We start from the raw sequence: 26,148 nt of genomic DNA, 5'->3' as shown, positions 1-26,148 counted from the left end.
ATCATCGGAGTGGGCCAAGCGGTCGATCACTGGGACGGGAAGGACCCGGACTACGCGCCGCATCCACTGGAAATAATCCGGACGGCGATGGACAGTGCGATTGCAGATACGGCGAGTGTGGGGGTGGCCGACGCCATCGATTGCGCGCTCTTCATTCGCAATTTTCCGGACTCGCTGCGCAAGCCTTTCACCCCCTTTGGCACGATCGATAACCTGCCTCGGGCAGTTCTAAAAGGAACGAAGATCGATCCTCGCCGGGTGATTTACTCTGCAGTCGGCGGTGACCAACCACAAGCCGCGGTCAACGAGCTTTCGGCAGCGCTGGCCGCAGGCGAATGCGAGGTGGCGATCATAGCGGGCGGCGAAGTGACCGGCGCTCTCAAGGCGGCGATGAAGAACGGACATAAGCTCGATTGGTCGGACAGCACGACGGGTCCGGTCGAAGATCGCGGCCAGGGTGAGCCATTGCTCTCGCGCTACGAGATCACCAATGGCCTGGGCATGCCTCCTCAGACCTATGCCGCACAGGAACAGGCCTGGCGAGCGCGCAAGGGGCTATCGACCTCCGAATGGCGGCAGACTGCGGGTTCGGTCTTTGCCGGCATGTCGCAAGTGGCGGCAGACAATCCCTATGCTCAGTTCCCAAAAGCGCTCGATGCCGAGTTCCTCGCCACACCGTCGAAGGCCAACTACCCGATCTGCGATCCGTTGTTGAAATGGCACGTCGCGCAGGATGCGGTGAACCAGTCTGCGGCGCTCGTGCTGACGACCGCCGGAAAGGCCCGAGAGCTTGGAGTTCCAGAGAGCAAGTGGGTCTACCTCCACGGGTACGCAGATGTGAAAGACGCTCTGCCGTCGAAGCGCCCCGATTTGTCTCACTCGGACGCGATCCGGCTGGCGCTTGAGGCCGCACTTGCCGCTTCCGACCTCAAGTCAGGGGAAATCACACACCACGATTTCTACAGTTGCTTTCCAATCGTCCCGATGCTGGCGGCGGAATACCTCGGGCTCGATGCCTTCGTCGACGAGCTGACGGTAACCGGTGGCCTGCCCTTCTTCGGCGGACCCGGGAACAACTACTCTACCCACGCCATTGCCAGCATGGTCGAACGATTGCGTGAGGACAGCGAAAGCTATGGTCTCGTGCTCGCTAACGGCGGCTTCATCAGTAAGGAGTCTGTCGGCATCTACTCGGCCAAACCGCCGCGTTCATGGACCAAGCAGGACAATAGCGCGTCGCATGAAGTTATCTCCAGTCGCGACGATATCGCGTTGCTCGATGAAGACTGCGAGGCGCAGGTCGAAGCCTACACAGTCATTCATGGCAAGGGCGCTCCCACCGGGGCCTATGTCATTGCGCGCAATTCGAAAGGCCGCGTCATCGCCAGGATCGATGTCGAGAGTCCAGCCGCCGCCGGCATCCTGACCGAGGCGGAAACGCTGGTCGGCCGCAGCGTCCAAATCGAACATCGCGACGGAACGAACTTCGTGACTCGCATGACGTCACAATAACCGCACAGGGAGAAGACCGATGGCAAACGCAAGGGATCTGGCCGGACGTACGATTGTCGTAACGGGAGCCTCTTCGGGTATCGGTGCCCGTTTTGGCGAAGTGCTGGCAGCTCGCGGGGCACGCGTTGCACTCGCCGCGAGGCGGCTCGACCGGCTCGAGGCCCTGACCGATACCATCAAGGCCAATGGCGGAGAGGCCATGGCGGTCGAGATGGACGTGACCGATGAAGCCTCGGTCATTGCGGCCTTCGATGCGGTCGACGAGCAATTCGGCCGCATCGATACCGTGATCGCCAATGCGGGTCGCGATGCCAAGGGCAGTTGCCTCGAGCTGACGCTGGAGGAATTCGACAGCGTGATGGCAGTCAACCTGCGCGGCGTGTTTCTGACCGCGCGCGAAGGTGCAAGGCGCATGGTCACCCATCTCGACCCCAAGGCGCGTCGGGGACGGATCGTGCTGATTTCCTCGATCACTTCGCAAATGGCGACGCCGGGCCTATCCGCCTACTCGGCCTCCAAAGCGGCGGTGAACCGCATGGGCAAGGTCATGGCCAAGGAACTTGCAAGGGCCGGGATCAACCTCAACATGCTGTTGCCCGGTTACATCGAGACCGATCTCACCGCCGATTCCTTCCAGACCGAGTCCGGTAAGATGTTCCTTGCAAGCTTCCCGCGCCGCAGACTCGTGGAGGTCGAAGAACTCGATGGGCTGATCTGCTATCTGTGTTCCGACGCATCGAGCGCCGTCACCGGCGCCGAGTTCACGGTCGATGAGGGACAGAGCGTCTAGCGTTCAGAAGAGCCCATCCCTGCGGTGCAGGAACGCCATAGACTTGCTGGGTTCGAAGCGGCTCCACCCGTCTTCTTCCTGACGCAACCTGTCGGCAATGACCGATAGGACCACTGGATTGGCCCCCATCCCCAGATGGCTCGCCGGGACGCGAATGTTCTCTGCATTCTCGGCTTCCTCCTGCATTGCACCATGATGGTGCACCACACCGTCATAACGCGAATATAGCACCGAGCTCGGGACAGGTAGCGGCTTGCGCATGCCGGCGATGCGCTGGACCACTTCGGCGTCAAACTTGCCGTTGAGGAATTCGTAGATCGGCCCTGCCAATGTCACATGTTTGGTCCCCGTTATCGGGCTGCCCAGCGAGATGACGTTGCGCACCATTTCGGGGCGGGCACGAGCGATCTCGCGCGCGAAAACGCCGCCGAGGCTCCAGCCGACAAGGCTGACCTTGCGGCCGCTTTCCGTGAAATGTTGTTCGACCTTGTCCTGCATCCTCTCTTCGAGATGCGCGCTGTAGCTGAGATTGCGCCCAAAGCCCCAATCGTGAACGTCATATCCAAGGTTGGTCAGTGTCCTCCGGATCGGCCCGGTCGAATAACCCGAAGTGAGAAAGCCGGGAAAGACGAGGACAGAGTGCCCATCGCCGTGAGGCAACCGCGAAAGCCACCTCTGCGAGAGATGATGCGCTGCAAACTCAGCGATCCAGCGCCCCTCCATGCCTAGTCGTGCGAGCTTGGCAATTCTCGACAGGCGCGGGCTATCGAAGCCGTCAGCCACGTTTCGTGGTGCCCGTTTTCTTTCGTGGAGGCTTGGCAGTTGGTTTCTCCTTGGAAGTATTTCCCGGGTTGGCCGCAGCCAGTTTCGCCATTGCCTGCTGGTGCTCCTCGAAGCTCTTTTGCAGGCATTCGCCGTAGAAATCCGGATCGGGGATCGCCTCACGGCAGGCAGTGAAGCTGAGTGTGACCTCTTCGTGGAAGGTATGAACGATATGGCCTAGCCTGATGCCGTCCATCAGGCACAACAGGCCATAGGCCGATACCGCCTTTGCACCCGCCGAATAAAGTTCGACTGGCGGGCCCGGCACATTGGTGACCACGGTGTTGACCAACGGCTTGGTTTTGTCCGCCAGCTTGAAGCGCTGGTAAGCCCCGACCGCGAGATTCATCGCGGCGGCCGGTGCGAGTTTCGCCATGTCTGCAATCTGCCGCGCGCCCAGCGCATCGGTCATCGCCTTGGCTTTCTTCGTTTCTTCGACGACATAAGCCATGCGCTTCTCGACGGTGCCGATGTGCGAGCCAAGCGGCACGTACATTGCGGCAATCTGGTTCCCCATCGTGTTGCGTTCATCCTCGGTGCGGACCGAAATCGGCGCCATCGCCGTCATAGATTCGTCGGGCAGCTCCTTCTTCGCGGCGAGGTAGTGGCGCATCGCGCCGCCGCAAATGGAAAGCATGACATCGTTCATCTTCGTATCTTCGGCGAGTGCGCGCATTGCGAGCAGTTCCTTGAGACGGAAGGCTTTTGCTCCGAACACGCGATGCGGCGAGATCACGCCGTTGAATCTTGTCTTGGGTGTCTTGAGGATCGCGTCGAAGTCGAATTCCTTGGCTAAGTAACCCTTCACGGCACGCATGAAGCCGGGCGCCGTATCCTTGATCGCTATGACCTGACGCCAAGGCAATGTGGCCGCCCCTGCCAAGCCCCGGCCAATCAGCTCGACCTGCGTCGGCGTGGTATCGGGTCGCCAGGTATCGAGGGCCTCCAGCGGCGGTTCGTCGGGTCGCAGCGTATGTGTGGCATGCATGAGATCGACGCCCGAAATGCCATCGATCGCCATGTGATGCACCTTGGCCAACAAGGCGTACGAACCCTCGGGCACACCCTCGATATTGTCGAGCCCCTCGATAACCGTGATTTCCCAGGGCGGCCTTGCCAGGTCGAGTGGACGGGCAAAAATGCGGGCGGCGAGGATGCACAGCTGGCGCCAGTCGCCGGGCTTGGGCAAGGCAACGTGCCGCAGATGGTATTCGATGTCGAAGTCTTCGTCCTCGACCCAGAAAGGGTAATCGACGTTGAATGGGACCTTCACCATCTTTCGACGAAGAGATTTCGATAGCTGCAGCCGGTTCTCGATAAAGGCGAGGATATCCTTGAACCGCACGAAGCCGCCGGGCGCGGTGCTGGGGTCATAGATAAAGATCGAGCCGACATGCACCGGCGCGGAGGGATGCTCCAACGCCGCAAAGGCGGCATCAAGGCCTTGCATCTTCTCCATTGTCATCTCCCTTTGCCTGACACCCGTTGTCCCTATCAGACTTGGATAGTCAGGCCCTGCCAAAATAATACGAACCAATGTTCGGATTTTGTGATATTGCGGAGTTGCTGTCAACGGAGAGCTTATCTAACGTTTCGATACAGCCACGAAGATTTCGATATTGGGAATGTAATGTTTTCGTCCGCCAAACTGCGCCAGATCGTGGCTATCGACCGTGCCGGGTCCTTCTCTGCCGCTGCACGTGTCCTTAATGTAAGCCAGTCAACCCTGACCAAGGCAGTCGCGGATGTTGAGACCGACCTGGGCCTCGCCCTTTTCGTTCGCACGGCCCGCGGGGTCGTCGCCACGCCGGAGGGGCGCGAGTTCATCAACCGGGCAGCGCGCATCGTCAGTGATTTCGAACTCCTGTTCGAGGACGCGAAGACGCGCAGGTCGCAAGGTGACACAGCCCTTCGCATTGGCGCATCTCCCGCCTCGCAAGAGGGCCTCTACAATCGTATTATCGCCAGATTGCTGAAGGCACGGCCCGAGATATGCCTCACCCTGTCAGGGCTTCCGGTCGAGCGCGGTATCCAATTGCTGAAACGCGGCGATCTTGACGTGCTGATGGGCCCGGTCGACGAATTGCGGCGGGAGCAGGATTTCACTGTGGAGCCGATCGGGTCGATCCGCGCGCACCTGTTCTGTCGCAAGGGACACCCGATACTCGAAAAAGATGGTCCAACCTTTGCCGATGCCTGCAAATATAAGATCATCAGCGCCGAGCCGACCGATACATATGCGCAGCGCATTTCCCAGTTGCTCATCGAGAGCAATCTCGATCCCAAGCGACAGATGCACATAATCGAGAACTTCGCGATTGTTTCCGAAGTTGTCGCTGACACCGACATCCTGGGTATTGTAAGCGAACAGTATTCCCGGACGCGCAAGTTTCGTGATCGCTTTGTCATTCCGCCTGTCGATGTCATCGAGCCGCTCGAAATCGGCGCGGCGACGCTTTCGCGATGGCTACCCAGCAAGGCGGTTATTTCATTTCTGGAACACTTACGCGCAGCACCGCCCACTGACTGACAAGAGCTATCGAATATATCGATAGGTTGTCCGGGCAATCTATTGGATGGATGCGCACGATCATGGTGTTCTTCTTCAGATCGAAGGAGACTCCATGCTTCAGCGCACCATATTCAACGACGACCACAACCAGTTTCGCGACGCCTTCCGTAAATTCGTGGAGGCGGAAATCGTGCCCCATCACGAACAATGGGAAGCCGATCAGCAGGTGAGCCGCGAACTTTGGCTCAAGGCTGGCGAGCAGGGCTTTCTTTGCCCCACGATTGCCGAAGAATACGGCGGCGCAGGCGTCGACCGCTTGTTCAGCGTCATCGTCATGGAAGAGCTTGCTCGCGCCAATGCCGCTGGCCCCGGCTTTGCACTCCATTCCGATATCGTCGCACCTTATATCGTAAACTACGGGACCGAAGAGCAGAAGAAGAAATTCCTCCCGCCCATGGTTCGGGGCGAGCTTATCGGTGCCATCGCCATGACCGAGCCCAGCACCGGCAGCGACTTGCAGGCTATTCGCACCCGCGCAGTGATCGATGGCGACAAAGTCGTGCTCGATGGAAGCAAGATCTTTATCACCAACGGCTATATGAGTGACCTGGTGGTGGTGGCCTGCCAGCTGGTTGACCCGGACAGAGGCGACAAGCCGCAGATTTCGCTTCTCCTCGTGGAAAGCGATCGTGCTGGCTTCACGAAGGAGAAGCCGCTCAAGAAGATGGGTCAGAAGGCGCAGGACACCTGCGTACTCAATTTCGATGGCGTGCGGGTGCCGCGCGAGAACATCCTCGGCGGTGATGCGGGCATCGGAAAGGGAATTCCGATGCTGTTCGGCGAACTAGCCTGGGAGCGGCTGATGATTGGCGTGCTTGCCGTCGCCGGTGCCGAATTCTGTTTCCAGCAGGCCCTCTCCTATACCCGCGAACGCAAAGCATTTAGCCAGCCCGTCGCCGACTTTCAGGACGTGCGCTTCACCCTTGCCGAGATGCGAGCGAAAATCTCGGTCGGGCAGGCCTATGTCGATCAATGCCTGGCGCAGATGCTCGATGGCCAACTCGGCGCGGAAGATGCCGCGACCGCCAAATATTGGTGCAGCGACATGGCCTGCGAGGTCGCGGACGAGGCCGTGCAGCTTCACGGGGGGTACGGATACATGCTTGAATACCCGGTCTCGCGCGCCTTCACCGACCTGCGCGCCCACCGAATTTACGGCGGGACGAACGCGATCATGAAAGAACTCATTGCCCGCTCGCTCTGAGCCCTTGCGCAATCTCATAGGAAAATCAGACAATGACGCATGCCTATATCTACGACGCGGTCCGCACACCGCGCACAGCGGGCAAGAAGACCGGCGAACTGCACGAGGTGAAGCCTGTCGAACTCGGCGCGTGTCTGCTGCGCGAACTGCAGGCTCGTCACGATTTCGACACTTCCTACGTCAACGACGTGATGATGGGCTGCACCGGTCCGGTGGGTGAACAGGGCGGCGACGTCGCAAAGAGTATCGCGATCCAGGCCGGTTGGGCATACGAGGTGCCGGGCGTGCAACTCGACCGCTTCTGCGCTTCAGGTCTCGACGCGGTCAATTCTTCTGCACAGAACGTCATGTCCGGCTGGAACGATCTGATCGTCGCAGGCGGGGTCGAAAGCATGTCACGCATCCCGCTGGGCGCAGCAGGTGGCGCGCTGCTCGGCGATCCGGAACTGGTTCTGAAGCATAACCTCGTGCCGCAGGGCGTTTCCGCCGATCTGGTGGCGACACTCGCCGGTCACACCCGCGAGCGCGCCGATGCCTATGCCCTCGCATCCCAGCGCCGCGCAGCACATGCGCAAGACAGCGGCTGGTTCGACAAGTCGGTTGTGCCGGTGAAAGACATCAACGGCTCGGTGATTGTGGAGAAGGACAGCTTCATCAAGCGCGATACTTCGCTCGAAAAGCTCGCCGCGCTCAATCCTTCCTTCGCACAGCTTGGTGCCATGGGGATGGATGAGCATGTCCTTCAGAAGTACCCCCAGCTCGACCGGATCAACCATATCCACACGCCTGGCAACTCATCGGGCATCGTCGATGGCGCCAGTGCCGTACTGATTGGGAGTGAGAAGGCCGGCAAGGATCTTGGCCTGAGTCCGCGTGGCCGTATCGTCGCCGGTGCAGTTCTCGCCACTGACCCCACACTGATGTTCCACGGTCCTGCTCCAGCCGCTCGCCGGTGCCTGGAGATTGCCAGGCTGAAACCATCCGACATCGACCTGTGGGAACTCAACGAGGCATTTGCCTCAGCCGTCCTCAAGTTCATGGACGAAATGGATCTGGCCCATGAACAGATCAATGTGAACGGCGGGGCGATCGCTCTCGGCCATCCCCTCGGGGCGACGGGAGCGATGCTGGTCAGCACCATGCTCGATGAGCTTGAGCGCAGGGGCAAGAAACGTGCACTCCTCGCCCTGTGCGCGGGCGGCGGCATCGGCATTGCCACCATCATCGAACGCGTTTGAAGCGCCGTCCCAGAGACCAGATTGGAAAGAAGCATGAGCGTATTCGACTACCAGAAAGACGCCGAAGGCATCGTGACGGTGACCATGGACATGACCGGCCCGGTCAATGCGATGAACGACGAATTCGGCACCGCGATGGCTGAGACCATGGACCGATTGGAGAAGGAATCTGATCTCAGGGGCGTGATCATCGCATCGGCCAAGAAGACCTTCTTCGCTGGCGGTGATCTTAACATGCTGCTGGCGGTGGAGCCGGGTCAGGAAGGTGCATTTTTCGAGAGCGTCGAGCAATCGAAGGCTTTGTTGCGCCGACTGGAAAAGCTTCCAGTCCCCGTCGTTGCGGCGATCAACGGTGCGGCCCTTGGAGGCGGTTTCGAACTGGCGCTCGCTTGCAATCGTCGGATCGGATGGGACGATCGTTCGGTCGAGATCGGGCTGCCAGAAGTAACACTAGGCCTGCTCCCCGGTGGCGGCGGTGTCGTTCGTATGGTCTATCTCCTTGGTTTCCAGGCAGCGCTGCCGTTCCTTCTGGAAGGCAAGAAGGTTCGCGGCGCCAAGGCGGTCGAGGCTGGGCTGATCCACGAGACCGTAAGCGACGTGAGCGAATTGCTCCCTCGCGCCAAGGAATGGATACTCCAAGCCGGCGGCGACGAGGCCATCCAGCCGTGGGACCGCAAGGGTCACAAGATCCCCGGTGGAGACATCTGGAATCCCAAGGTCGGACAAGCCGTGATGGTTTCCCCGCATATGCTCAAAGCTAATACGCGCGGCCTTTTACCGGCTCCGGAGAAGATCCTCGAAACAGCGGTCGGCGCACTGGCCACCGGGTTTGACGCGGCACTGACCCAGGAATCGCGCAATCTGGCCTATCTGGTGACGACACCGCAGGCGAAGAACATGATCACGACGTTCTTCTTCCAGTTGAACAAGGTGAATGGCGGGGCCAGCCGCCCGGACGGTTACGCGCCCACGAAGATTGGCAAGCTTGGCGTCATCGGAGCCGGGATGATGGGTCAGGGCATCGCCTATGTTGCAGCCAAGGCGGGGATCGAGACCGTCCTCAAGGATATCTCGCTCGAAGCCGCCGAAAAGGGCAAAGACTACTCCACCAAATTGCTCGACAAGGCGATTTCGCGCGGCCGTTCCACGGAAGAGAAGAAACGGCAGCTTCTCGAACGAATAACTCCCACAGACAATGATGATGATCTTGCAGGCTGTGACCTGGTTATCGAAGCAGTCTTCGAGAATCCCGAACTCAAGGCCAGGATCGTCAAGGCGGCGGAAGGCAAGCTTGCCGACGGTGGCATCTGGGGATCCAACACCTCTACCCTGCCCATCACCGGACTGGCCGGCTCGTCGGCGGCGCCCGACAGGTTTATCGGCATTCACTTCTTCTCACCGGTCGACAAGATGCCGCTTGTCGAGCTGATCCGCGGAGAGGAAACGAGCGAAGAGACACTGGCCAAGGCCTTCGACTTTGTACGTCAGATCGGGAAAACACCGATCGTCGTCAACGACAGCCTCGGCTTCTACACCTCGCGTACTTTCGGCGCGCAGCCAACCGAAGCGGCACAGATGGTGGCCGAAGGCATCGATCCTCTGCGCATCGACAATCTCGGCAAGCACATTGGCATGCCGGTCGGACCGCTCACCGTGAACGACGAGGTGAGCCTCAAGCTCGGAGTAGAGATCAAAGAATCGCAACTGGCAGCAGAGCTCATCAAGCCGGAGGATGAGACCCGACCGGAGGGTTGGGCTCTGCAGAAGGCGTTGGTGCATGACCACAATCGTGGCGGACGTTACCACGGCGACGGCGGATATTACGACTACGAAGACGGAAAGAAGACTATCTGGCCGGGACTCAACGCGCTCTATTTCCGTCCCGAGGTCAATGATGCGATCAGTGACGAAGACATCAAGGCCCGGCTCCTTTTTGCAGGGGTCATTGAAGCGCTGAAATGTCTGGAGGAAAACGTCGTAACCACAGTTGCCGACGCTAATATCGGATCGATCATGGGTATTGGCGCGCCGCCCTGGACCGGTGGCTACATCCAATTCGTGAACACCTATGGGCTGGAGGCCTTTATCGAGCGCTGCGACGAGCTGGCCGATCGCTATGGTGAGCGGTTCCGTTCGCCCGGAATTGTGAAGGCGAAGCGCGCCAATAGTGAAGTATTCGCGTAGGCTCGTCAGATCGCATCGCAGCGATCAAGCGCGGCGATACGGGACATCTGATCGAAATCGGCCTGCGTGGGCGCGAGGCGGCGGGTCAGGATCACTCCCGTCATCGTCGGTGCCACCGCTGTTCCGGGTTCCCCTCTCCCCTCATTTGGCGACAGAAGGATGATCTCCCGATCGGTCCCGCCGCCGCGAATGGTGAGAAAATTATTCGTCCGGGCATCGAAGAAAGAAAGCGAGGCATAGCCGGGCGTCGCGGCAAGGCTCACGCGAAGCCCCTCAGGCGCCTGCGACAGGTCGAACAGGCAGGCCGAATAGGCAAGGTCGGGCGACGGCCGGACCACCGTTTGTGTCTCCGGCGTGGTGCGCGGGCCCACCTGGAACCGGTGCAGCTGCGCCCCGCGATCGGCAATCTTCTCCATCGCAACATCCATGATCATGGAGGGCGCAAACTGCAGCACCGCGCCATGGGCGGCACCGGCACAGACGATGCCGAAGATCAGCGGTCCAGCCCAGCGCTTCATGCCGCATCTCCATTGCACTCGAGCCGCTCGAGCGAGGGCGCGGAGATTGTCTCTTGCGGCGCAGACAATGCCGCAGCTTCAGGCATATAGAGGCGCAGCGTCAGGTCGAAGTGGCCGGCATTCCTGCTGGAAATCCACCCGCTCCCATCGGACGGAGCCGTATCGCTGATAACCGCAGTCCACCTGCCCTCCCCGGCTCGGCTGGCATCAAAGCTCAGGGCCTCGTCCGAATTGTCGGGGAGGAAATTCTCCGCATTGTAGAGCGTAATCGACCACCATCCCGCAGGGAGCGGTCCGCCCGACAGGCGATAGCTGCAGCCTTCGCGCAATGGCTCGCCAGAATCGTCCTTGTCACGGGTGAAATAGATCGCCTCACTCTTGGCCATGGCGAGCAAGCCGTGGCGCGCAATCCTGGCGCGCACATAGGGAGAGGCTTCTGCCGAACCTTGCGACAAATCGCCAACCCAGCCGTTGAGTGAAATGCCAGTCATCGTGCGGCGATCGCCCGGCAAAAGGCCAGACATGGCAGCAGCGCTAAAGGCGCCGACAGCCAATCCGCCAAGACCCGCAGCCAGATATGCAAAAATCCGCTTCACGTGCGATTCCCTCCCAATGCTGCTTTATCCGATCGAGCTGCGGCCACGCCCTGACGGTAGAGCAGAACTGACACCGTCACGAGCCAGAATGCTAAAAGCAAATGGAACAAATGCCACGAGGCTCCCTCGCTCAGCATCGCAGACTTTCGAATGAGGAGCACATTCACGAGCAAGACAGCAACAATTGCGGCCGCTGCCACTCTCTGGAACACGTTATTCGCAGGCAGGGACCATGCTGCGAAAATAGCGGTGAGCAGCCAAACGATGAAGATGATCGTCGCACTCTCGCGAAATAGACCTGCCAGCAGGCCGGTTGCGAGCCCCAGCCCGATGGCCAGAGGCAAGCCGCGCGCTTCCCCCAGGCGCCCCGTCGCCAACACGAGCTGCATGGCGACAAGAGCCATCGCGGCTGCACCGCCGATCTGCGAAGCCGCCTGATGCATTCCCTGCCACGCGTCGACTTCGCCAAGTCCGAAACGCAATGCTCCGACAAACGCGATCAGGCCAAAGATCAGCGCCCCGATTGCACCCGACCACATCGCCACTCGCCCAAGGCGCCAGACGCTCCAGAAAGCTGCGCCCACAATGACCAGCTCGGACAAGGCGTAATGCTGGGTCTGCACATTACATCTCGGCGACGCGAGCGGATTGCGGCAGCAAGCCATCTGCGTTCGGCTCGCCTGCTTCCTGGCCGCGATGCGCTACCTTGATCTGCTCCGATGACAAGCGCGAGCCATCATGACTCCAGCCCGGAGGCGCGAAGAGGTAGCAGAACCGATGCCACAGGCTGATACCGCGCTGCGAGACATCCTTCAGGATCGCCCAATATTCGTGGAAGATGATCACGAAAGGATTTAGCGTTTCGAGGTTCTTCACCAGCCCGAAATCGACCTTCTCCTGCTCGGGAACAAAGGTGCCGAACATGCGGTCCCAGATGATCAGCGTCCCGGCATAATTGGCATCGAGATAGTCCGGATTGCGCCCATGGTGCACGCGGTGGTGCGAGGGTGTGTTGAAGAGAAACTCGAACCAGCGCGGCAGCTTGTCCACCAGCTCGGTGTGCAGGAAGAACTGGTAAGTTGCGTTCAAGACGCCGCAGAACAGCACAACCACCGGATCGAAACCCAGCAGCACGAGCGGAACCTTGAACATCATCGTTCCAGTAAAATGCTTGGTCCAGCCCTGTCGCAATGCGACCGAGAAATTGAACTGCGTGCTCGAATGATGGGTCACATGCATCGCCCACCCCCAGCGCACGCGGTGGGCCACGCGATGATGCAGGTAGAACCTCAAATCGTCGAGGATGAAGCAGGCAACTAGCGAGGCCAGGCTCAGAGGAATGGCGAATAGCTGGTATTGCTGGACCCAGAACAACACGCCAACGGTGATGAACGCCGTCGCACCATTGGTAACGGCGCTAACGATGCCGAGCCCCATGGATGTGAAATTGTCCTTCCAGTCTCCAGCCCCGCGCGCATGCAGAAAATGGTTGGCCACCGATTCAAACAGGATGCTCGCGAAATAGAGCGGGATCACGATCAACGCGATATTCGACGAAACGATCTGCTCCAGCATAATGGCCCTCCCGACCTCTGATCTCTGCGGGAGTTACTCGATTCCATATCGGAACAGAATTGAGTAATAAGCGCAAATTTGTTACTTGTACGCACAAATGCAGGATCTACGCTCCCTTCGCCACTTCGAAGCTGTCTATCGCTTCACCAGCTTCACCGCAGCGGCGGAGGAACTCGGCCTCACCCACTCGGCGCTTACCAAGAGCATCAAGCAGCTTGAAGAAAACTGGCAGGTCCAGCTGTTCCATCGCACGACGCGCACGGTCGCGCCGACGGAAGCCGCCAACAAGCTGTACCCCAAGGCCGTCGAATTGCTGGCTTTTGCACAGGAAGTGCGGCATTCGATCACCCAGGGTGAGCACGAACTGCGGATCGTTTGCGGACCGGGAATTCTCGAAAATCTGATCCCTTCTGCGATACTGCGCTTTGTCGAGCGCTATCCGAAGACCCGCCTTTCCGTCTCGACCATGCCGCCACATCTCGCAGTCGAAGAACTGGTTCAGCGCAGGATTCATTTGCTACTGTATCACGGAGCAAGCCTCGCCGGTGTACCGCACCACGCAAGGTTGCAGCTTCGCAGCATCGTCGACGAAGCCTATTGGATGATTCATCGTCCAGGACATCCAACAGCCGCCCAGGCAGAGACATTGGCCGACACATTGGAACTCAACTGGGCTATCGCGGGGTTCGACGAACTTTTCGTCCGCAGCCTGCCGGAAGAGATGCAGCAGGTTCTGCGCCAAAAGCAAATTCCACAGTACCGACTTCTGAGCCAGTCGGCGTGCCTCGATCTTGCACGTCAATCCGACATCATCACCGTTCTTCCTGAGAGCGCAGCAAGGCGAGTTATTGCTTGCGACGGTCTCGAGGGTCGGCTGCACCCCGGCGATTTCCGCTTCGTGGTGGCAGCAGCTGTACTGCGCGACGCTGGCGCGGAACCGACGGTCGAACACTTTGTCCGATGCTTATGAACAAAGTCAAACTGAGCGGATCCCTCGCAGGGATTCGAACGGAACGGGGAGATTGGGACCTTTCGAACGATCCGATTTCGAGATCGCTTCGACAAGCCGTTGCGGAGGCATGAAAATCCGTATTGCGCCCAAAGTTCGCAGTTGGGGGTATCGCCAGAATCCACGGCAGCCGAAATACCCCCACCGATACCCCCAAGAGGTCCCGGCTTCAGGCGAACACATGCGGACGCATACGGCTCCAAGTGCACTGGCGTGGTAGTGCATCTGTTTTTGACATCAGTGATTTGGGCCGAAAATCCGGACGCATACGGACACAAGCGAACAAAAGTGGGACTCGAACCTGGTAGCGGAGGAGGGAAATATAGAGAGCATATAACGTGCTGATTTACCTAATAAACTTTTTGAGTCGTCTTGCAAATACCCCCATCAATACCCCCAAAATCGGACAGATGAGATAAAGCGCCTTTGGCAAACGACGACTTGTTATTGATAGTGACTGGTAAAACGAGCGTCGGCCGTTTTTGGGCCGATCAGAAGGCGAAACGCCAGGTCACGATCCATCCGCCTGATCGGACATCGAGGGCATGTCATGGTCGGGCATGGATGGCATATAGTGGCCCGCATGAGGATCGGGTGTGTTGCTAGGCTGGGCATTCACCGGCGGGGGAGTGGCCGCAGGGGACGACGCTACTACCGGAGTGCTCGCCGGTCGGTCTGGTTGCCTACCGGCAGTCGCAGCTTCACCCGACCGGTTCGTGTTGGCCTCTCCAGCGGGAGAGGCAGCGTTGTCTCTTTCGCCTTCGCCAGCACCTGTGCTCTCGGTCGGCGGGGCCGTATACAGTGGCAAGGCTTCAGCTTCTGATGAAGTGTCCTGCGTCTGATCACAGGCAGCGAGCCCTAGCCCCAATGCCGCCGCAGCAAGGAGGGCAACAAACGCGTTCCGATTTGATCTGCGCATCATTCTATCCTTCAAAGCCAGGAGATACCAAGATGATTGGCACCGTGCGCAAGCTCGCCGCCCAGAAATCCCTGCACCAGCACTAGAGCGGCCATGGCAAAGATTGCGGCGCGAAACGCGGTCCGGCTCGCGGAAGCACGGCTCGCCAGATAGGCCATCGCCAGACCGAGGACCGCGATCAGCATTCCGTTCCAGCGATGAACCTGCATCGCAGTATCTCCGCCGAACCAGAGACCGGTATGGATCCAACCGAATATGGCCGCCACGACCGCCCCGGCGGTACCGCCATAAACAAGTACGCGCACTGCCGACTCTAGGCCTGTGCCCTTCCGTGCGATGACGAATAGCTCGGTGAGAGCGGCCATAAAGAACAAGGCGATCGGAAAGTGTACGGTGGCGGGATGCAGCGACTTGAGCACACCGACCACGCCCTTGTCGCCTTCGTCTGCATCTTGTCCCTTCGCCCCGTCATGATCAGCAGCCGTGTCGCCGTGCCCCTGCGCAGCCTGGATATCTTTTGACGCCGCATCGGAGACGACAGCACTGGCCGCTTCGCCATGTTCCTCGTCGCCATGGGCCTGGGCCGGACTTATCCAGAGCAGACTGGCGACCACAATAGCCATGAATTGGATTGGTTTCATTCTCTGCGGACTCCGGTCTTGGCGACAGTCGTGCGACCTATTGTGTCGGTAATGCTCTGCGAACCCTCATCTCTTACGGTGATAGAGCGCGGCGAACGACGGCGCGTGAGGGTTCAAATTTGACTCACGCGATGGTTGGGTCTCTTGCCTTGCACAGCGCTTTGGTGAGTGTGGCCAGCCTCAGGCACAAGCGAGAGCCCGGCCACCATCTCCTAATCGTCTTGCGCCATGTTCTGGTGAGCCGCCATCTGCTCCATCATATCGTGCATCATCGTCATGCGCTGGTGACAGGCCGCCATCATATCGGAATTGCCGCCCTGCATCATGCCCGCCATGTGCTCCAGCATTTGTGCACGATGTTCGGCCATAAGCCTTTGGCGTTCGGCAGGATCGCTCGCGGCGTGGGCCTGCTGCATCAGCGCGCGCATTTCAGCCATCTTTTCGCGATGGGCCGCCATAGCGTCGGAATCCTGCATCATGTGGCCAGCGTGATCCTGCTGCTGTGCCGCAGCCTGAGCTCCGTGGTCATGCTGTTCCTGGGCCATCGCCGGAGTGGCTGTCAGGCCAGTGGCGAGAATGAGAGCTAGAGCTGTCCGTTTCATAATCGATTTCCTTACGTCGGTCATGCGATGGGTGCTGTGCGCATTCATTCTCTTTACGCAGCCAACATCTCTTCCCCTCAAACAATTTCCGCGCCCACCGGAGACGGCTGAGCCGATGACACAGCCGGTTGCAGGAATGGTGTTTTTCGGTCACCCCTTTAACCGAATCCGGTAGTGATGAATGGGACAGATCATGGTGACAACAGAGCCGTCGGAGAAGCAGTCTTGAGCACGGTCAATGAGGACGGCAGCTGGGATAGCCCGGAGCCCGACCATGCCGAGCTGGTGCAAATGCGCATTCGCCTCATAACTCTCGAGAACATAGTTCTCGGCCTTTTGTCCGGGGCGAGCGGTGAACAGATCGAACAGATCAGGAAACGTGCGGACATGATCGAACCGCGCCCTGAGGCGAGCCGGCATCCGCTTACCGAACTGGCAGCAGGTGACATGCGGAAATTTCTCGAACGCGCTGCTCGCATGGCCAAGACCGAGAGGCGCGAAGACGGTGACTGATCCAGGCTTTGGGGCAGCAAAGGCGTTATGCAGGACGTGGAACTCCGGCCAGCCGCTATGTCCTTGCGCACATCATTCCGGCGTATCCGCAGCATGACCAGAACCCATTGGCTCATCTTTATTTGTGGAAGCCTGATCGCGTTCGTCTGGGAGATTTTCCAGATGCCGTTTTTCAAGCCGGGCAATCTCGAGACTTATGAGCAGACCATTCGCTGCGGCATCGCAAGCCTGGGCGATGGCGTGATCCTGCTCACAGCTTATAGCCTTGCTGCACTGCGCGGCGGGCATGCGTGGCCCTGGCAGTCAGACAAACTACCCCATGCGATCTATTTCGGCTTTGGGCTTGTCGTCGCGATCGCCGTCGAAATGATCGCCACATCGCTTCCGGCAAACAGTTTCCTGAGCTGGCGCTACAGCGAGTTGATGCCGCACGAGCCAGTGACGGGACTGGCGCTGATCCCGATCGCGATGTGGACGATCGTGCCGGCGCTAACGATCCTTCTGGTCCGCTTTGCCCGAGCCGAACCTGATTAAACTGGGAGCGGCTTCAGGGGGCATTCGGCACATGTTTCGCCCGCCGCCTGATCCAAGGGAACCGGTTGGCAAGCAAGACAAAGCCCGAAACCGCGATGATTGTCCCGCCGATCCCGAACAACAGCAGCCACCAGCTGTTGATCCGGTCGCGCTGCGTCCAGTCCATAATATGCAGCCCCCAGACAAAGTCGAACAAGCGCCAGGTGTCGCTGCGGGCAGCGAGCACCGAGCCGCTCGATGCATCGATGTAGACGCGGGTATTATCCTCATCGCCGTAAGTGATTTGCCACGCCGGGAACGGACCGCGGAATTCGGTCCCGACTGCGTCTTCCACGAAAAGTGTTTTCGCTATGGTGGTTCGCGGCCCGGTCCAGGCACGTCGGGCGATAGCCTGTGCGCTCACGGCGGGAAGAGGCGAGAGGAGCATGCCGCTTTCCGGATCGCGGAGCGTGACGCTTCCATCGTCCCGACGGACCTCGGTCACGGCCCTGCCGCCGACCGCGCGCGTCGCAAGGGAAACCACCCCCTCCCTGCTCTCGAGCCATTGGGGCAGGACCGCATCAGCGGGCAACACCTCCGGTGCGCGCGAAACGACATGTTCGGACCGGACCTCTTCGATGTTGAGGAACGACATCAGCGCCCCTGTGATCATCCACAGGAGCACCTGGACGCCGACAAAGACTGCCAGCCATTTGTGAAGCTTGCTGCCCAGTACATGCAGACGCAGCTTGAAAGAGCGTGTCGCCAATCGGTGTTCCCCCGATCAGATCAGTTATTACGCGGTGCGCGTGACGATGAATGGTACTGAACGATCTTCCAGCCATCCGCATCATGGGCGAGCACAGAGGTCGCAACGCCTTCGCGGTCGATCACGCGGCCGTCGGCAAGTTCGATCCGATAGGTGTACGTTTCGCGGCCATAAGCCATATGTCCCATCCGGGTGACTGCGAGCGTCGGTTCACCGAAAGTGAAGCTGGTTATTGCGTCAAGTTCCGGTCCCAGGTGATGCTCCATGTAATGCGTGAAGCTGCCTTCCGCCTTGCCGTTCTCGTACACGAAGGATCCCTCGGCAAACAGCGCGGCCATCCCCGCTGCATCGCGCGACGTCAGGGCATCCCGATATGATGTCAGAACCGCCTCGGCTTCCGCAACGTCATCATTCATCGCATCCATATGCTCGGCGTGCTTCATGCCCTGCTCCGTATGGTCCATCTGCGTCGAAGCCGTAGGGTCCGAGTGCGCGGAATGATCCATGGATTGTGCCAGGGCGGGGATGCCGCCTGCAGCCAAGGCCAAGGCGACCGCGCTTAGAGATAGTCTTATCCTCATTGGATATTTCCTTCCTTTAAAACCAGAATCGCAAGCCCACGACGTAATTCGTCACGCTCGCGTTTTCCCCTGCGGCGCGTGCAAAATCGGCGCTTTGTCCAATCCGCCATTCCTGGGAAACGCCGACATAAGGCGCGAATTCGCGTGCGAACTCGTAGCGAAGACGCAGACCTGCCTCGATCCGGTCGAGACCTGAGCCGATACCCAGTTTAGGAATATCCTGCGCCGAAAGAGCGATTTCGGCACGCGGCTGAAGGATCAGCCGCTGCGTGATGCGCTGATCAAGCTCGCCCTCAAAGCGCGCGGTTACATCACCCTTGTTCGATACGAACGCCGCGACGTCTACCTCGAACTGGTAAGGGGCGATGCCTTGGACACCAATGACCGCATGGGTGCGCTCAGGCCCTGTCAGGTCCTGGCGGACACCGGCTTGGAAATCGAAGAAAGGTGCGATGGCGCGGCTCCAGAGCGCCTGGACCTCGGCGCCCTCGACGGGCTCCCCGAAGCTGCCTTCACCCTCGGACTTGAACCAGAATTTGTCGATATCGCCGCCATAATAGCCCTGGATGTCCCACAGATATCCATCCGCTCCCTCGCGGGCGCGGTATTCAAGCCGGTCGCCCTGAAACCAGAAGCGCATCCCGCCGTCGGTCTCGCGGACAAGTTCGCGCCGCGCTTCGTTCATGGCTTCCTCGCCCCAGATCGCAACCGCCGCGCGCGCGGGACCGCTCCCAGCTTCGGGAGGAGGCGGCAGCAGCGGGATTTCGACATCAGGGTCCATCTCCATCGACGAATGGTCCATGCCCTGCATGTCCTGCGATCCCGTCTGCCCATGGTTCATCTGGCTGTCATCCATCTGCCCATGGTCCATCGACGAGCTGCTGGCGTCCGCCTGCTCCATGTCGCCGTGGTTCATCTGCGAATGATCCATCGCGCCTTCGCCAGGCCTGCCCTGCGGCATCGAGCCATGATCAATCGTCGAGTGGTCCATCGTCGAGTGGTCCATCGCAGCTTCAGGCTGGCCAGTGGGTTCGCACGCCCCCTCTGTTACCGGATGCCCCATCGCGCGATGACGCTCGGCTTCCGCCTCGCACTTCGTCTTGTCGTCAGCCTGCACCTCGGCGCTCTGCTGCGGCTCCGCCGGCGAGTGACCAGCATGCTGCGCCGTAGCGGGGGAAGAGAGAACTGAGCTGGCTGCGACCGAGGCGAGCAAGCTGGAAATGAAAGTCTTCATGCTTCGCTCCCGTCCGGATTGGCAACCGTGACGATCTGGAACATTCCGGCATGCATGTGATAGAGAAGGTGGCAGTGGAAGGCCCAGTCGCCCGGCTCGTCTGCAGTCAGGTCGAACTGCGCGCTGCCGCCCGGCTGCACGTTAACGGTGTGCTTGAGCGGCTGACGATCGGCAGGTGCGCCGTTAACCAGTTCGAAGAAGTGTCCGTGCAGATGGATCGGGTGCGCCATCATCGTGTTGTTTATCAATTTGACACGGACGCGTTCGTTATAGGCGAACCGGATTGGCTCGTCGGAGACGGCGGAGAACTTCTTGCCGTCAAACGACCACATGTAGCGTTCCATGTTCCCGGTGAGATGGATTTCCATCCGCCGCGAGGGAGTCCGGCCCTCCCGATGAGGTGTCAGCGAGCGGAGCTTGCGATAGTCGAGCGTGCGGTGAGGGACATCGGCGAGGCCGATGCCCGGATCGCCCATTCGGTCGACCGGGTTCATCGAGACCATGTCTAGCCCGGGTCCGACCTTCACATCGGGAGGCAAGCGCGAGGTATCACGCATCTGCATGCCTCCCGCCATTCCGGCCATGCCCGCCATATCCGAATCGCCGGACGAACCATGGTCCATTCCCGCCATGTCGCCGCCACTGCTGTGGTCCATGCCGCTCATGCCCATATCGGCCATGGTCAGCAGCGGGGGATCGCGCAGCGGAGGTATGGCGGCGCGCGCGCCGGGTGTGCTCGCAAGTGTGGCTATACCCATGCCGGAGCGGTCCATGGACTCTGCCACCAGCGTGTAAGCCTGTTGCTCGCCCGGCGTCACGACGACATCGTAGGTTTCGGCAACGCCGATCTGGAACTCGTCGACCTCGACCGGTTCGACATCCTTCCCGTCTGCCTGCACGACAGTCATTGGTAAGCCGGGAATACGGATATTGAAAAAGGTCATGGCTCCGGCATTGATGAAGCGCAGGCGTACGCGCTCGCCGGGGCGGAAGAGGTATTCCAGATTGTCGAGCGGTCCGTGACCGTTGAGAAGGTAAGTGTAGGCAGCGCTCGACACATCGAGGATGTCGGTCGGCATCATGCGCATTCTGGCCCACATCCGGCGATCCTCGCCCGAGAGCGGATAGTCGTCGGTCCAGGTGTTCTGGTTGTAGTTGAAGTAGCCTTCGCCCTTCTTGAGCTTGTCGAAAATCGCATGGGGCGACATCTCGCTGAATTCGCTCAGCACCACGATATATTCGCGGTCGGCCCGCACCGGATCGGGTCCGGCGGGATCGACCACGATAGCGCCGTAGTGCCCAGCCTGTTCCTGCAACCCGCTATGCGAGTGCCACCAATAGGTTCCTGCCTGCCGCACGGGAAACTCCGCTGTGAAGGTCTCGCCTGGCTTGACGCCGGGAAAGCTCACGCCGGGTACACCGTCCAGTTGGAACGGCACGAGCAGACCGTGCCAGTGAATTGAGGTATCTTCCTCAAGCTGATTATGAACGTTCAACCGGACGGTCGTGCCCTCCTGCAAACGCAACAGCGGACCGGGGATCGTGCCGTTGACAGCGATGGCGCCGCCGCGCCTGTTACCCGTCGCGAAGGCAGAACGTGCGACAGTGAGATCGATATTCGGCCCCGCTACCTCGTCCAGTCCTTTCCTAGCGTTACCCGCCAGGATGTCCGCGCCGCGCGCCCAGGCCGGCATGGCACCGGAGAGACCAAGCAGGCCCAGCCCGCTGGCACTTGTTCCAAGGAATTTTCGGCGATTGACGGCAGGCATAGGGGGCTCCTGAAAATGCGTATACCGTCACATACGCGGTCAGCTGCCCTACCCCTCAAAGTTTTCGAACCGCTCCTTCAGCCGGATGCGCGCACGATAGATGCGCGTCTCGACGGCTTTCTCGGTGGTGCCGAGCAGCTCGGCAGCCTCGGCCTGGCTGTACCCCTCGACAGTGACCAGCACGAGCGCCTCTTGTAGGCGCACCGGCAAACGCCCGATTTCGGCCTGGACCAGCCGCAGCTGTTCGCGGGCTCCGGCAACATTTTCGGGATTGGGGGCATCGTCAGCAACGGCGTCGGCTTCCCGCGCGCTCGGCAAGCCCAGGAAGCCAGCAACTTTCCTCCGGCGAAGCCTATCGCGGCACCTGTTGAGAACGATTGTCGTCAAATAGGGACCGATGGGCTTACTCGGATCGAGGCGATGACGTGTCAGCCAGACCGAAGCGAGACCGTCCTGGACGACATCTTCGGCCAGCGAGGGTGAACCCAGCATACGCGTGGCAAGCGCGATCAACCGGGCGATCTCGCTCTCGACGAGAGCTGTGAACGCCCGCTTGTCACCCGCTATCGCCCGCCCGATCAGCGCTTCGTTCGAAGTGTCATCAACCGCTGCCAAGGCTGATCAGTCACGCGGATCGCGCGTGAGGGCCGCAGACACTTTCCGGTCGAACTGGAGCTGCTGATCGGGATCGAGAATTTCCCGCATGTCGAAGACGTGGCGCACGGTCGCTTTTTGCAAATCGCCCATGCGCGCATGCACCTCGTCGATCGCGGCACTGACTTCGGGCCCGTATTCGTGCTCGGTTTCCATTGCCTGGGCGAGCTGGGCGTTGGCTGCGCGCGCAGAGGCTTCGAGCCTTGCCTGTTCTACCGCAAAACGCGCTTCGAGCGCATCGAGCCGCTGCTCCTGGTCAGCCGTGAGCGACAGTTCATCGTGGACGAACTGGTGCAGGCTGCCCTCGGCATCGTTGTTGGACCAGCGATCGGCGGCAATCGCTCCGAGGCATCCGGCGAGCGCCGCCAGCAGGACCGCAAGGACAAGGTGAAACTTCTTCAACGCCTATGATCCCACATGAAGCAATGCAGCGGGCGACAGGGATTCTCCGCCAACGAGGCTCTCGCCAACAATTTCTGTAGGAGCGCTATATTCGGACGGCCATCCGCTGGTCCCTGCGCCTGCCGCCAGGCCGACGACAAACAGACCGGCGAACAATGCCATTCTGCGTCGCTGATCGGCAATTTCGCCAAGCTGTCCCGCGCGCTGCCAGACGCCGTTCATGAAGTCGGGCGGCACGTCGCCAGCCCCCTGCGACGCCATCGTGCCGAGCATCGCATCGAGTGTCTGATTATCACGCATCCCTTGCTCCTGTCGGTTGCATAATTCCTATACGCGATGCTTCGCGCAAACCCTCAAGTTTCTTTTTTGAGGGCTGCGGGTTGGCGACGCGTAAGAGGAGTAAGTCTACCAACTGGGGCAAGTACCAGCGTCGAATGGGAGCCATGGCATGAAAGATGCGGCAGTTCCGCCAAAAGAGCGCGAGTTCACTCCGCCCTTGGGCAAAAACTGGCTCACACCGCTCTATGATCGCGCGATCGCAGTCTTTACGCGCGAGAGCCGGTGGCGCCGCGCAATCGTCGAAGAGGCCGCATTGGTGCCCGGCGACAAGGTGATTGATGTCGGGTGCGGCACCGGGACCTTGCTCAGGGCGCTGATGGCCAGCTGTCCCGAAGCCGGCTTCATCGGCGTTGAGCCGGACCCCGCAGCATTGGCTATCGCGCAGCGCAAATTCGGCGCCGGAGCCGATATGGTCCGGTGGCACAACGGCTTTCTCGATAGTCTCGAGCTTTCCGACGGCTGGCCGCCAAACAAGATCGTCAGCAGCCTCGTCCTTCACCAGGTACCTTTGGCGCAAAAGCGCGCGATCCTCGAGCAGATCGAGAACCTGCTGGCCCCCGGGGGCATGGCGCTGATTGCCGACTATATGCGACAGGATGTTCCAGCCATGCGCGCGCTCTTCCGTTCGAGCGTTCAGCTACTCGACGGCGTGAAGGACACCCAGCCGAGCGCCGACGGAGCCGTCGAGAAATTGCTCGTCGAGATTTTCGCGGACGCCGAATTGCTCAACCGTATCCATACCGCGACCGGAACCATTTCTCTCTGGCGCGGCGTCAAGAAAGGCAATGCTTAATGAATCTCATGAAAGATACGAGACCGCTACGCCGTTCGCTGGCGGCCTCGCTCCTCCTCGCCCTTGCAGCGTGCTCGAGTGCGGCTCAGGCGGCCACCTACACCATGTTCCGCGACGCAGGGTGCGGCTGCTGTCTCAGCTGGGCCGGTCACGTAGAACATGGGCTCGAAGCAGAGGTCGCCTCGGTCGACACCGACGACATGGCTGCGCTCAAGACAGCCAAGGGCGTGCCGCAGGATCTGTGGTCGTGTCACACGATGGAAGTCGATGGCTATATCATTGAAGGGCACGTGCCCGCCGGTGCGGTCGCGAAGCTGTTGCGCGAACGACCCGAAGGCGTTGCTGGCCTGGCCGTGCCCGGAATGCCGCTTGGCTCGCCCGGAATGGAAGTCGGGGACCAGTTGCAGCCTTATGTTGTCATCGCCTTCGGCGCAAGCGGGCAGCGCGTTTTCGCGTCCTATCCGTGACTATGGACAGGCCAGTTTCATTCTCACTCTAACGGAGGACAATCATGTCAGACTATTCGGTCAAAGCCTCAATTCTCATATGGGGCTGGACACTCAGCCTCTTCCTTCTTTTCAGTTATCTGATCTGCATCGGTTTCGGCCTGCTCGCGCCCGAACAGGCGCACATGCACGAAGCGTGGGCGCCGCTGCTTCCCGGTTTCGAATGGCTGACCCTTTCGGGCTTTCTGGCAGGCGCTCTCGGCAGCTTTCTGTACGGCTGGTATATCGCGATTATTGGGGTGCCACTGCTGCGATTTTTCCGAAACCGGTTCAGGACGTAGTAAATCGGCGGCGATGGACGCGTGGCTTGATACTCGCGGAGCATTTTCAGCTGCGCAAACAGTCCGCTTTGGGCCGCAATTTGCTCGAACGCCCCAAGCAAAACGCGACCCTCCAGCTTTGTCTTGAAAAATTTTTGAGGGATGAGCCCCCGCTGAACGTACTGTCCGGCATGATCTTTCTTGGATGGGAGGACATCGACAGGGGCAAGTCTTGCAAGACCATGAGCACGAAAATCAAAGCGAGACAGCTGGCTCGATAACCCTGCTGGGCGGCGTGGCGATGGGTACCGGCGTCATGATCGGTGCCGGCATATTCGCGCTGACCGGGCAGATCGCCGAGCTTGCCGGTCCGCTCTTCCCATTATCCTTCATTGCTGGCGCGCTGGCAACATCGCTGGCGGCCTACAGCTATATCAAGATGTCGAACAAATGGCCGTCTTCGGGCGGCGTCGCGATGATCTTGCAGAAAGCATACGGACCCGGCGTCATTGCCGCGTCGGCATCGCTCCTGATGGCGCTCTCGATGGTCATCAATGAAAGTCTCGTGGCCCGCACCTTTGCAACTTACGCGCTGCGCCCGTTCGGCCTCGAAAGCAGCGGGTGGCTCGTTTCTCTCGCAGCGCTTGCCCTCATCATCTTCGCCTATCTCGTCAATGCAGCGGGCAATAAGTCGGTAAGCGGCTTCTCGCTCATCATGTCCGCCATCAAGATCGGCGGCATCGCGCTGTTCGCAGTCGCGGCGATCTGGGCCAGCGGTTTTTCATCAGGCGCATTTTCCCAGCCCGTTTCGCTGACGAATGCAGAAGCCCTGCTCGCCTCGGTTGCTTTCTCGATCCTCGCCTTCAAGGGCTTCACAACAATTACCAATAGCGGCGGCGAAATCGTCGACCCGCACAAAAATGTCGGCCGGACGATCATGATCTCGATCGCGGTCTGCATCGTGATCTACCTGCTCGTGGCAGTGGCGCTGGGTTCGAGCCTGAGCATATCCGAGATCGCCGAGGCGCGCGATTATTCGCTCGCGGCAGCGGCGCGTCCGGCGCTGGGTGAGCTGGGCTTCTACTTCACCGTCGCGATCGCGATCGCCGCAACGACTTCGGGCGTGATCGCGAGCGTATTTGCTGTGTCGCGCATGCTTGCGATGCTGACAGACATGAAGATGATCCCGCACAGCCATTTCGGCATGAGCGGCGGAATACGCAGCCACATGCTGGTCTATACGGTGGTCATTGCCGGGACGCTTGCCGTCCTGTTCGATCTGTCGCGGATCGCCTCGCTGGGTGCTTTCTTCTACCTCGTCATGGATATGCTGGTGCACTGGGGCGTCCTGCGCCACCTGCGCAAGGAAGTCGGCGCGCGAGCATCAATACTTCTTACAGCACTCGCGGCAGATGGCGTGGTCCTCGCAGCCTTTACCGCGGCCAAATTGCGCAGCGATCCTGCCGTTGTCGCCTACGCGGCGATCGGCATCGTCGCAGTCTTCGTGGGAGAATGGATTTACCTTTCGCGCAATTCCGAAGCGCCCGCATCTCCTGAAGATGATGGGTCAGGAGAGAAAAGGTGATGGCACCTTCTTCAACCAGCTTTGCCGCTTTTACGCCGGGCTTTTTCG

General features: G+C 60.0%; 28 protein-coding genes. 13 read left to right on the top strand and 15 right to left on the bottom strand.

Features of this window, described 5'->3' with window-relative positions; all coding sequences use genetic code 11:
* Positions 1–123 precede the first annotated feature (123 nt).
* Both AABA34_RS08830 and AABA34_RS08825 read left to right on the top strand, forming a co-directional pair.
* Positions 124–1,512, top strand: a complete 1,389-nt coding sequence (locus tag AABA34_RS08830) for an acetyl-CoA acetyltransferase (RefSeq protein ID WP_338302313.1) — start codon at positions 124–126, stop codon at positions 1,510–1,512.
* Between the two features lie 19 nt (positions 1,513–1,531).
* On the top strand, positions 1,532–2,302 hold the full coding sequence (locus AABA34_RS08825) for an SDR family NAD(P)-dependent oxidoreductase (RefSeq protein WP_338302312.1): 771 nt from the start codon (positions 1,532–1,534) through the stop codon (positions 2,300–2,302).
* A gap of 3 nt (positions 2,303–2,305) precedes the next feature.
* Here the strand turns inward: AABA34_RS08825 and AABA34_RS08820 are convergent, their stop codons facing one another.
* Together AABA34_RS08820 and AABA34_RS08815 are read right to left on the bottom strand one after the other, a co-directional pair.
* Positions 2,306–3,085, bottom strand: coding sequence for an alpha/beta hydrolase-fold protein (locus AABA34_RS08820; RefSeq protein ID WP_338302311.1), 780 nt, complete (start codon positions 3,083–3,085; stop codon positions 2,306–2,308).
* Positions 3,078–4,583, bottom strand: coding sequence for a wax ester/triacylglycerol synthase family O-acyltransferase (locus AABA34_RS08815; protein ID WP_338302310.1), 1,506 nt, complete (start codon positions 4,581–4,583; stop codon positions 3,078–3,080). The genes AABA34_RS08820 and AABA34_RS08815 overlap by 8 nt, the downstream gene beginning before the upstream one ends.
* Between AABA34_RS08815 and AABA34_RS08810 the strand changes: the two genes are divergently transcribed.
* The 4 genes from AABA34_RS08810 (at position 4,536) to AABA34_RS08795 (ending at position 10,322) form a co-directional block, all read left to right on the top strand.
* On the top strand, positions 4,536–5,654 hold the full coding sequence (locus AABA34_RS08810; RefSeq protein WP_338302309.1) for a LysR family transcriptional regulator: 1,119 nt from the start codon (positions 4,536–4,538) through the stop codon (positions 5,652–5,654). The two genes, AABA34_RS08815 and AABA34_RS08810, sit on opposite strands and share 48 nt — an antisense overlap.
* Positions 5,655–5,748: 94 nt before the next feature.
* On the top strand, positions 5,749–6,900 hold the full coding sequence (locus tag AABA34_RS08805) for an acyl-CoA dehydrogenase family protein (protein ID WP_338302308.1): 1,152 nt from the start codon (positions 5,749–5,751) through the stop codon (positions 6,898–6,900).
* Between the two features lie 32 nt (positions 6,901–6,932).
* On the top strand, positions 6,933–8,138 hold the full coding sequence (locus AABA34_RS08800; protein WP_338302307.1) for an acetyl-CoA C-acetyltransferase: 1,206 nt from the start codon (positions 6,933–6,935) through the stop codon (positions 8,136–8,138).
* A 33-nt stretch (positions 8,139–8,171) separates the two neighbouring features.
* Positions 8,172–10,322, top strand: a complete 2,151-nt coding sequence (locus AABA34_RS08795) for a 3-hydroxyacyl-CoA dehydrogenase NAD-binding domain-containing protein (protein ID WP_338302306.1) — start codon at positions 8,172–8,174, stop codon at positions 10,320–10,322.
* Positions 10,323–10,327: 5 nt separating this feature from the next.
* On the opposite strand, the gene AABA34_RS08790 is transcribed toward AABA34_RS08795, so the two are convergent.
* Genes AABA34_RS08790 through AABA34_RS08775 form a run of 4 tightly spaced genes read right to left on the bottom strand, consistent with a single transcriptional unit; the run spans position 10,328 to position 12,972 of the window.
* Positions 10,328–10,840, bottom strand: coding sequence for a DUF1254 domain-containing protein (locus AABA34_RS08790; RefSeq protein ID WP_338302305.1), 513 nt, complete (start codon positions 10,838–10,840; stop codon positions 10,328–10,330).
* Complete coding sequence (locus AABA34_RS08785; RefSeq protein ID WP_338302304.1) at positions 10,837–11,436, bottom strand: DUF1214 domain-containing protein; 600 nt, start codon at positions 11,434–11,436, stop codon at positions 10,837–10,839. The genes AABA34_RS08790 and AABA34_RS08785 overlap by 4 nt, the downstream gene beginning before the upstream one ends.
* On the bottom strand, positions 11,433–12,038 hold the full coding sequence (locus tag AABA34_RS08780; protein WP_338302303.1) for a hypothetical protein: 606 nt from the start codon (positions 12,036–12,038) through the stop codon (positions 11,433–11,435). The genes AABA34_RS08785 and AABA34_RS08780 overlap by 4 nt, the downstream gene beginning before the upstream one ends.
* Positions 12,039–12,060: 22 nt before the next feature.
* Positions 12,061–12,972, bottom strand: a complete 912-nt coding sequence (locus tag AABA34_RS08775) for a sterol desaturase family protein (protein ID WP_338302302.1) — start codon at positions 12,970–12,972, stop codon at positions 12,061–12,063.
* A gap of 136 nt (positions 12,973–13,108) precedes the next feature.
* Between AABA34_RS08775 and AABA34_RS08770 the strand changes: the two genes are divergently transcribed.
* The gene (locus AABA34_RS08770) at positions 13,109–13,981 is read left to right on the top strand and encodes a LysR family transcriptional regulator (RefSeq protein WP_338302301.1); all 873 of its coding nucleotides are present in this window, start codon (positions 13,109–13,111) and stop codon (positions 13,979–13,981) included.
* A gap of 969 nt (positions 13,982–14,950) precedes the next feature.
* On the opposite strand, the gene AABA34_RS08765 is transcribed toward AABA34_RS08770, so the two are convergent.
* Together AABA34_RS08765 and AABA34_RS08760 are read right to left on the bottom strand one after the other, a co-directional pair.
* Positions 14,951–15,562: a DUF2231 domain-containing protein gene (locus AABA34_RS08765; RefSeq protein WP_338302300.1), complete on the bottom strand. Its 612-nt coding sequence runs from the start codon at positions 15,560–15,562 to the stop codon at positions 14,951–14,953.
* A 230-nt stretch (positions 15,563–15,792) separates the two neighbouring features.
* Entirely contained in the window at positions 15,793–16,182 is a 390-nt protein-coding gene (locus AABA34_RS08760; RefSeq protein WP_338302299.1) for a hypothetical protein, read from the bottom strand.
* A 225-nt stretch (positions 16,183–16,407) separates the two neighbouring features.
* Between AABA34_RS08760 and AABA34_RS08755 the strand changes: the two genes are divergently transcribed.
* Positions 16,408–16,695 carry a hypothetical protein gene (locus tag AABA34_RS08755; RefSeq protein WP_338302298.1) on the top strand — a complete coding sequence of 96 codons (288 nt, stop codon included), beginning with the start codon at positions 16,408–16,410 and terminating at the stop codon, positions 16,693–16,695.
* Positions 16,696–16,722: 27 nt separating this feature from the next.
* Positions 16,723–17,229 (top strand): hypothetical protein, encoded by a 507-nt coding sequence (locus AABA34_RS08750; RefSeq protein WP_338302297.1) that lies wholly within the window; start codon positions 16,723–16,725, stop codon positions 17,227–17,229.
* 13 nt (positions 17,230–17,242) lie between these two features.
* Here AABA34_RS08750 and AABA34_RS08745 read toward each other — a convergent pair whose 3' ends face one another.
* The 7 genes from AABA34_RS08745 to AABA34_RS08715 are packed head-to-tail and all read right to left on the bottom strand — an operon-like array spanning position 17,243 to position 22,917.
* Entirely contained in the window at positions 17,243–17,977 is a 735-nt protein-coding gene (locus tag AABA34_RS08745) for a PepSY domain-containing protein (RefSeq protein ID WP_338302296.1), read from the bottom strand.
* A gap of 20 nt (positions 17,978–17,997) precedes the next feature.
* Positions 17,998–18,525, bottom strand: coding sequence for a YybH family protein (locus tag AABA34_RS08740; RefSeq protein WP_338302295.1), 528 nt, complete (start codon positions 18,523–18,525; stop codon positions 17,998–18,000).
* Positions 18,526–18,574: 49 nt separating this feature from the next.
* On the bottom strand, positions 18,575–19,792 hold the full coding sequence (locus AABA34_RS08735) for a copper resistance protein B (protein WP_338302294.1): 1,218 nt from the start codon (positions 19,790–19,792) through the stop codon (positions 18,575–18,577).
* A complete protein-coding gene (locus tag AABA34_RS08730) occupies positions 19,789–21,561 on the bottom strand; it encodes a copper resistance system multicopper oxidase (RefSeq protein ID WP_338302293.1) in 1,773 nt (590 codons plus the stop codon). Before AABA34_RS08730 ends, AABA34_RS08735 begins: the two co-directional genes overlap by 4 nt.
* Positions 21,562–21,609: 48 nt before the next feature.
* Positions 21,610–22,176, bottom strand: a complete 567-nt coding sequence (locus tag AABA34_RS08725; RefSeq protein ID WP_213176888.1) for an RNA polymerase sigma factor — start codon at positions 22,174–22,176, stop codon at positions 21,610–21,612.
* A 6-nt stretch (positions 22,177–22,182) separates the two neighbouring features.
* The gene (locus AABA34_RS08720) at positions 22,183–22,617 is read right to left on the bottom strand and encodes a periplasmic heavy metal sensor (RefSeq protein ID WP_338302292.1); all 435 of its coding nucleotides are present in this window, start codon (positions 22,615–22,617) and stop codon (positions 22,183–22,185) included.
* Between the two features lie 3 nt (positions 22,618–22,620).
* On the bottom strand, positions 22,621–22,917 hold the full coding sequence (locus tag AABA34_RS08715; protein ID WP_213176890.1) for a hypothetical protein: 297 nt from the start codon (positions 22,915–22,917) through the stop codon (positions 22,621–22,623).
* 196 nt (positions 22,918–23,113) lie between these two features.
* Between AABA34_RS08715 and AABA34_RS08710 the strand changes: the two genes are divergently transcribed.
* The 4 genes from AABA34_RS08710 to AABA34_RS08695 all read left to right on the top strand — a co-directional run bounded on the left by AABA34_RS08710 (position 23,114) and on the right by AABA34_RS08695 (position 26,100).
* The gene (locus tag AABA34_RS08710; protein ID WP_338302291.1) at positions 23,114–23,749 is read left to right on the top strand and encodes a class I SAM-dependent methyltransferase; all 636 of its coding nucleotides are present in this window, start codon (positions 23,114–23,116) and stop codon (positions 23,747–23,749) included.
* A complete protein-coding gene (locus AABA34_RS08705; protein WP_338302290.1) occupies positions 23,749–24,216 on the top strand; it encodes a DUF411 domain-containing protein in 468 nt (155 codons plus the stop codon). Before AABA34_RS08710 ends, AABA34_RS08705 begins: the two co-directional genes overlap by 1 nt.
* A gap of 44 nt (positions 24,217–24,260) precedes the next feature.
* Complete coding sequence (locus tag AABA34_RS08700; protein WP_251105520.1) at positions 24,261–24,536, top strand: hypothetical protein; 276 nt, start codon at positions 24,261–24,263, stop codon at positions 24,534–24,536.
* 280 nt (positions 24,537–24,816) lie between these two features.
* Positions 24,817–26,100, top strand: a complete 1,284-nt coding sequence (locus AABA34_RS08695) for an APC family permease (RefSeq protein ID WP_445083776.1) — start codon at positions 24,817–24,819, stop codon at positions 26,098–26,100.
* Positions 26,101–26,148: the final 48 nt, after the last annotated feature.

It is taken from the genome of Erythrobacter sp. Dej080120_24, assembly GCF_036322605.1.
GTDB lineage: Bacteria > Pseudomonadota > Alphaproteobacteria > Sphingomonadales > Sphingomonadaceae > Erythrobacter > Erythrobacter aurantius.
Note: the sequence above shows the minus strand (reverse complement) of the source record. Positions and strands in the feature narration are given on the sequence as shown.

What these genes read in the sequence shown, in the direction of transcription:
- AABA34_RS08825 (WP_338302312.1), top strand. Translation starts at nt 1,532, where the DNA reads ATGGCAAACGCAAGGGATCTGGCCGGACGTACGATTGTCGTAACGGGA.
- AABA34_RS08810 (WP_338302309.1), top strand. Translation starts at nt 4,536, where the DNA reads ATGCTCCAACGCCGCAAAGGCGGCATCAAGGCCTTGCATCTTCTCCAT.
- AABA34_RS08815 (WP_338302310.1), bottom strand. Translation starts at nt 4,583, where the DNA reads ATGGAGAAGATGCAAGGCCTTGATGCCGCCTTTGCGGCGTTGGAGCAT.
- AABA34_RS08805 (WP_338302308.1), top strand. Translation starts at nt 5,749, where the DNA reads ATGCTTCAGCGCACCATATTCAACGACGACCACAACCAGTTTCGCGAC.
- AABA34_RS08800 (WP_338302307.1), top strand. Translation starts at nt 6,933, where the DNA reads ATGACGCATGCCTATATCTACGACGCGGTCCGCACACCGCGCACAGCG.
- AABA34_RS08795 (WP_338302306.1), top strand. Translation starts at nt 8,172, where the DNA reads ATGAGCGTATTCGACTACCAGAAAGACGCCGAAGGCATCGTGACGGTG.
- AABA34_RS08790 (WP_338302305.1), bottom strand. Translation starts at nt 10,840, where the DNA reads ATGAAGCGCTGGGCTGGACCGCTGATCTTCGGCATCGTCTGTGCCGGT.
- AABA34_RS08770 (WP_338302301.1), top strand. Translation starts at nt 13,109, where the DNA reads ATGCAGGATCTACGCTCCCTTCGCCACTTCGAAGCTGTCTATCGCTTC.
- AABA34_RS08765 (WP_338302300.1), bottom strand. Translation starts at nt 15,562, where the DNA reads ATGGCTATTGTGGTCGCCAGTCTGCTCTGGATAAGTCCGGCCCAGGCC.
- AABA34_RS08760 (WP_338302299.1), bottom strand. Translation starts at nt 16,182, where the DNA reads ATGAAACGGACAGCTCTAGCTCTCATTCTCGCCACTGGCCTGACAGCC.
- AABA34_RS08750 (WP_338302297.1), top strand. Translation starts at nt 16,723, where the DNA reads ATGCAGGACGTGGAACTCCGGCCAGCCGCTATGTCCTTGCGCACATCA.
- AABA34_RS08735 (WP_338302294.1), bottom strand. Translation starts at nt 19,792, where the DNA reads ATGAAGACTTTCATTTCCAGCTTGCTCGCCTCGGTCGCAGCCAGCTCA.
- AABA34_RS08730 (WP_338302293.1), bottom strand. Translation starts at nt 21,561, where the DNA reads ATGCCTGCCGTCAATCGCCGAAAATTCCTTGGAACAAGTGCCAGCGGG.
- AABA34_RS08715 (WP_213176890.1), bottom strand. Translation starts at nt 22,917, where the DNA reads ATGCGTGATAATCAGACACTCGATGCGATGCTCGGCACGATGGCGTCG.
- AABA34_RS08705 (WP_338302290.1), top strand. Translation starts at nt 23,749, where the DNA reads ATGAATCTCATGAAAGATACGAGACCGCTACGCCGTTCGCTGGCGGCC.
- AABA34_RS08700 (WP_251105520.1), top strand. Translation starts at nt 24,261, where the DNA reads ATGTCAGACTATTCGGTCAAAGCCTCAATTCTCATATGGGGCTGGACA.
- AABA34_RS08695 (WP_445083776.1), top strand. Translation starts at nt 24,817, where the DNA reads ATGGGTACCGGCGTCATGATCGGTGCCGGCATATTCGCGCTGACCGGG.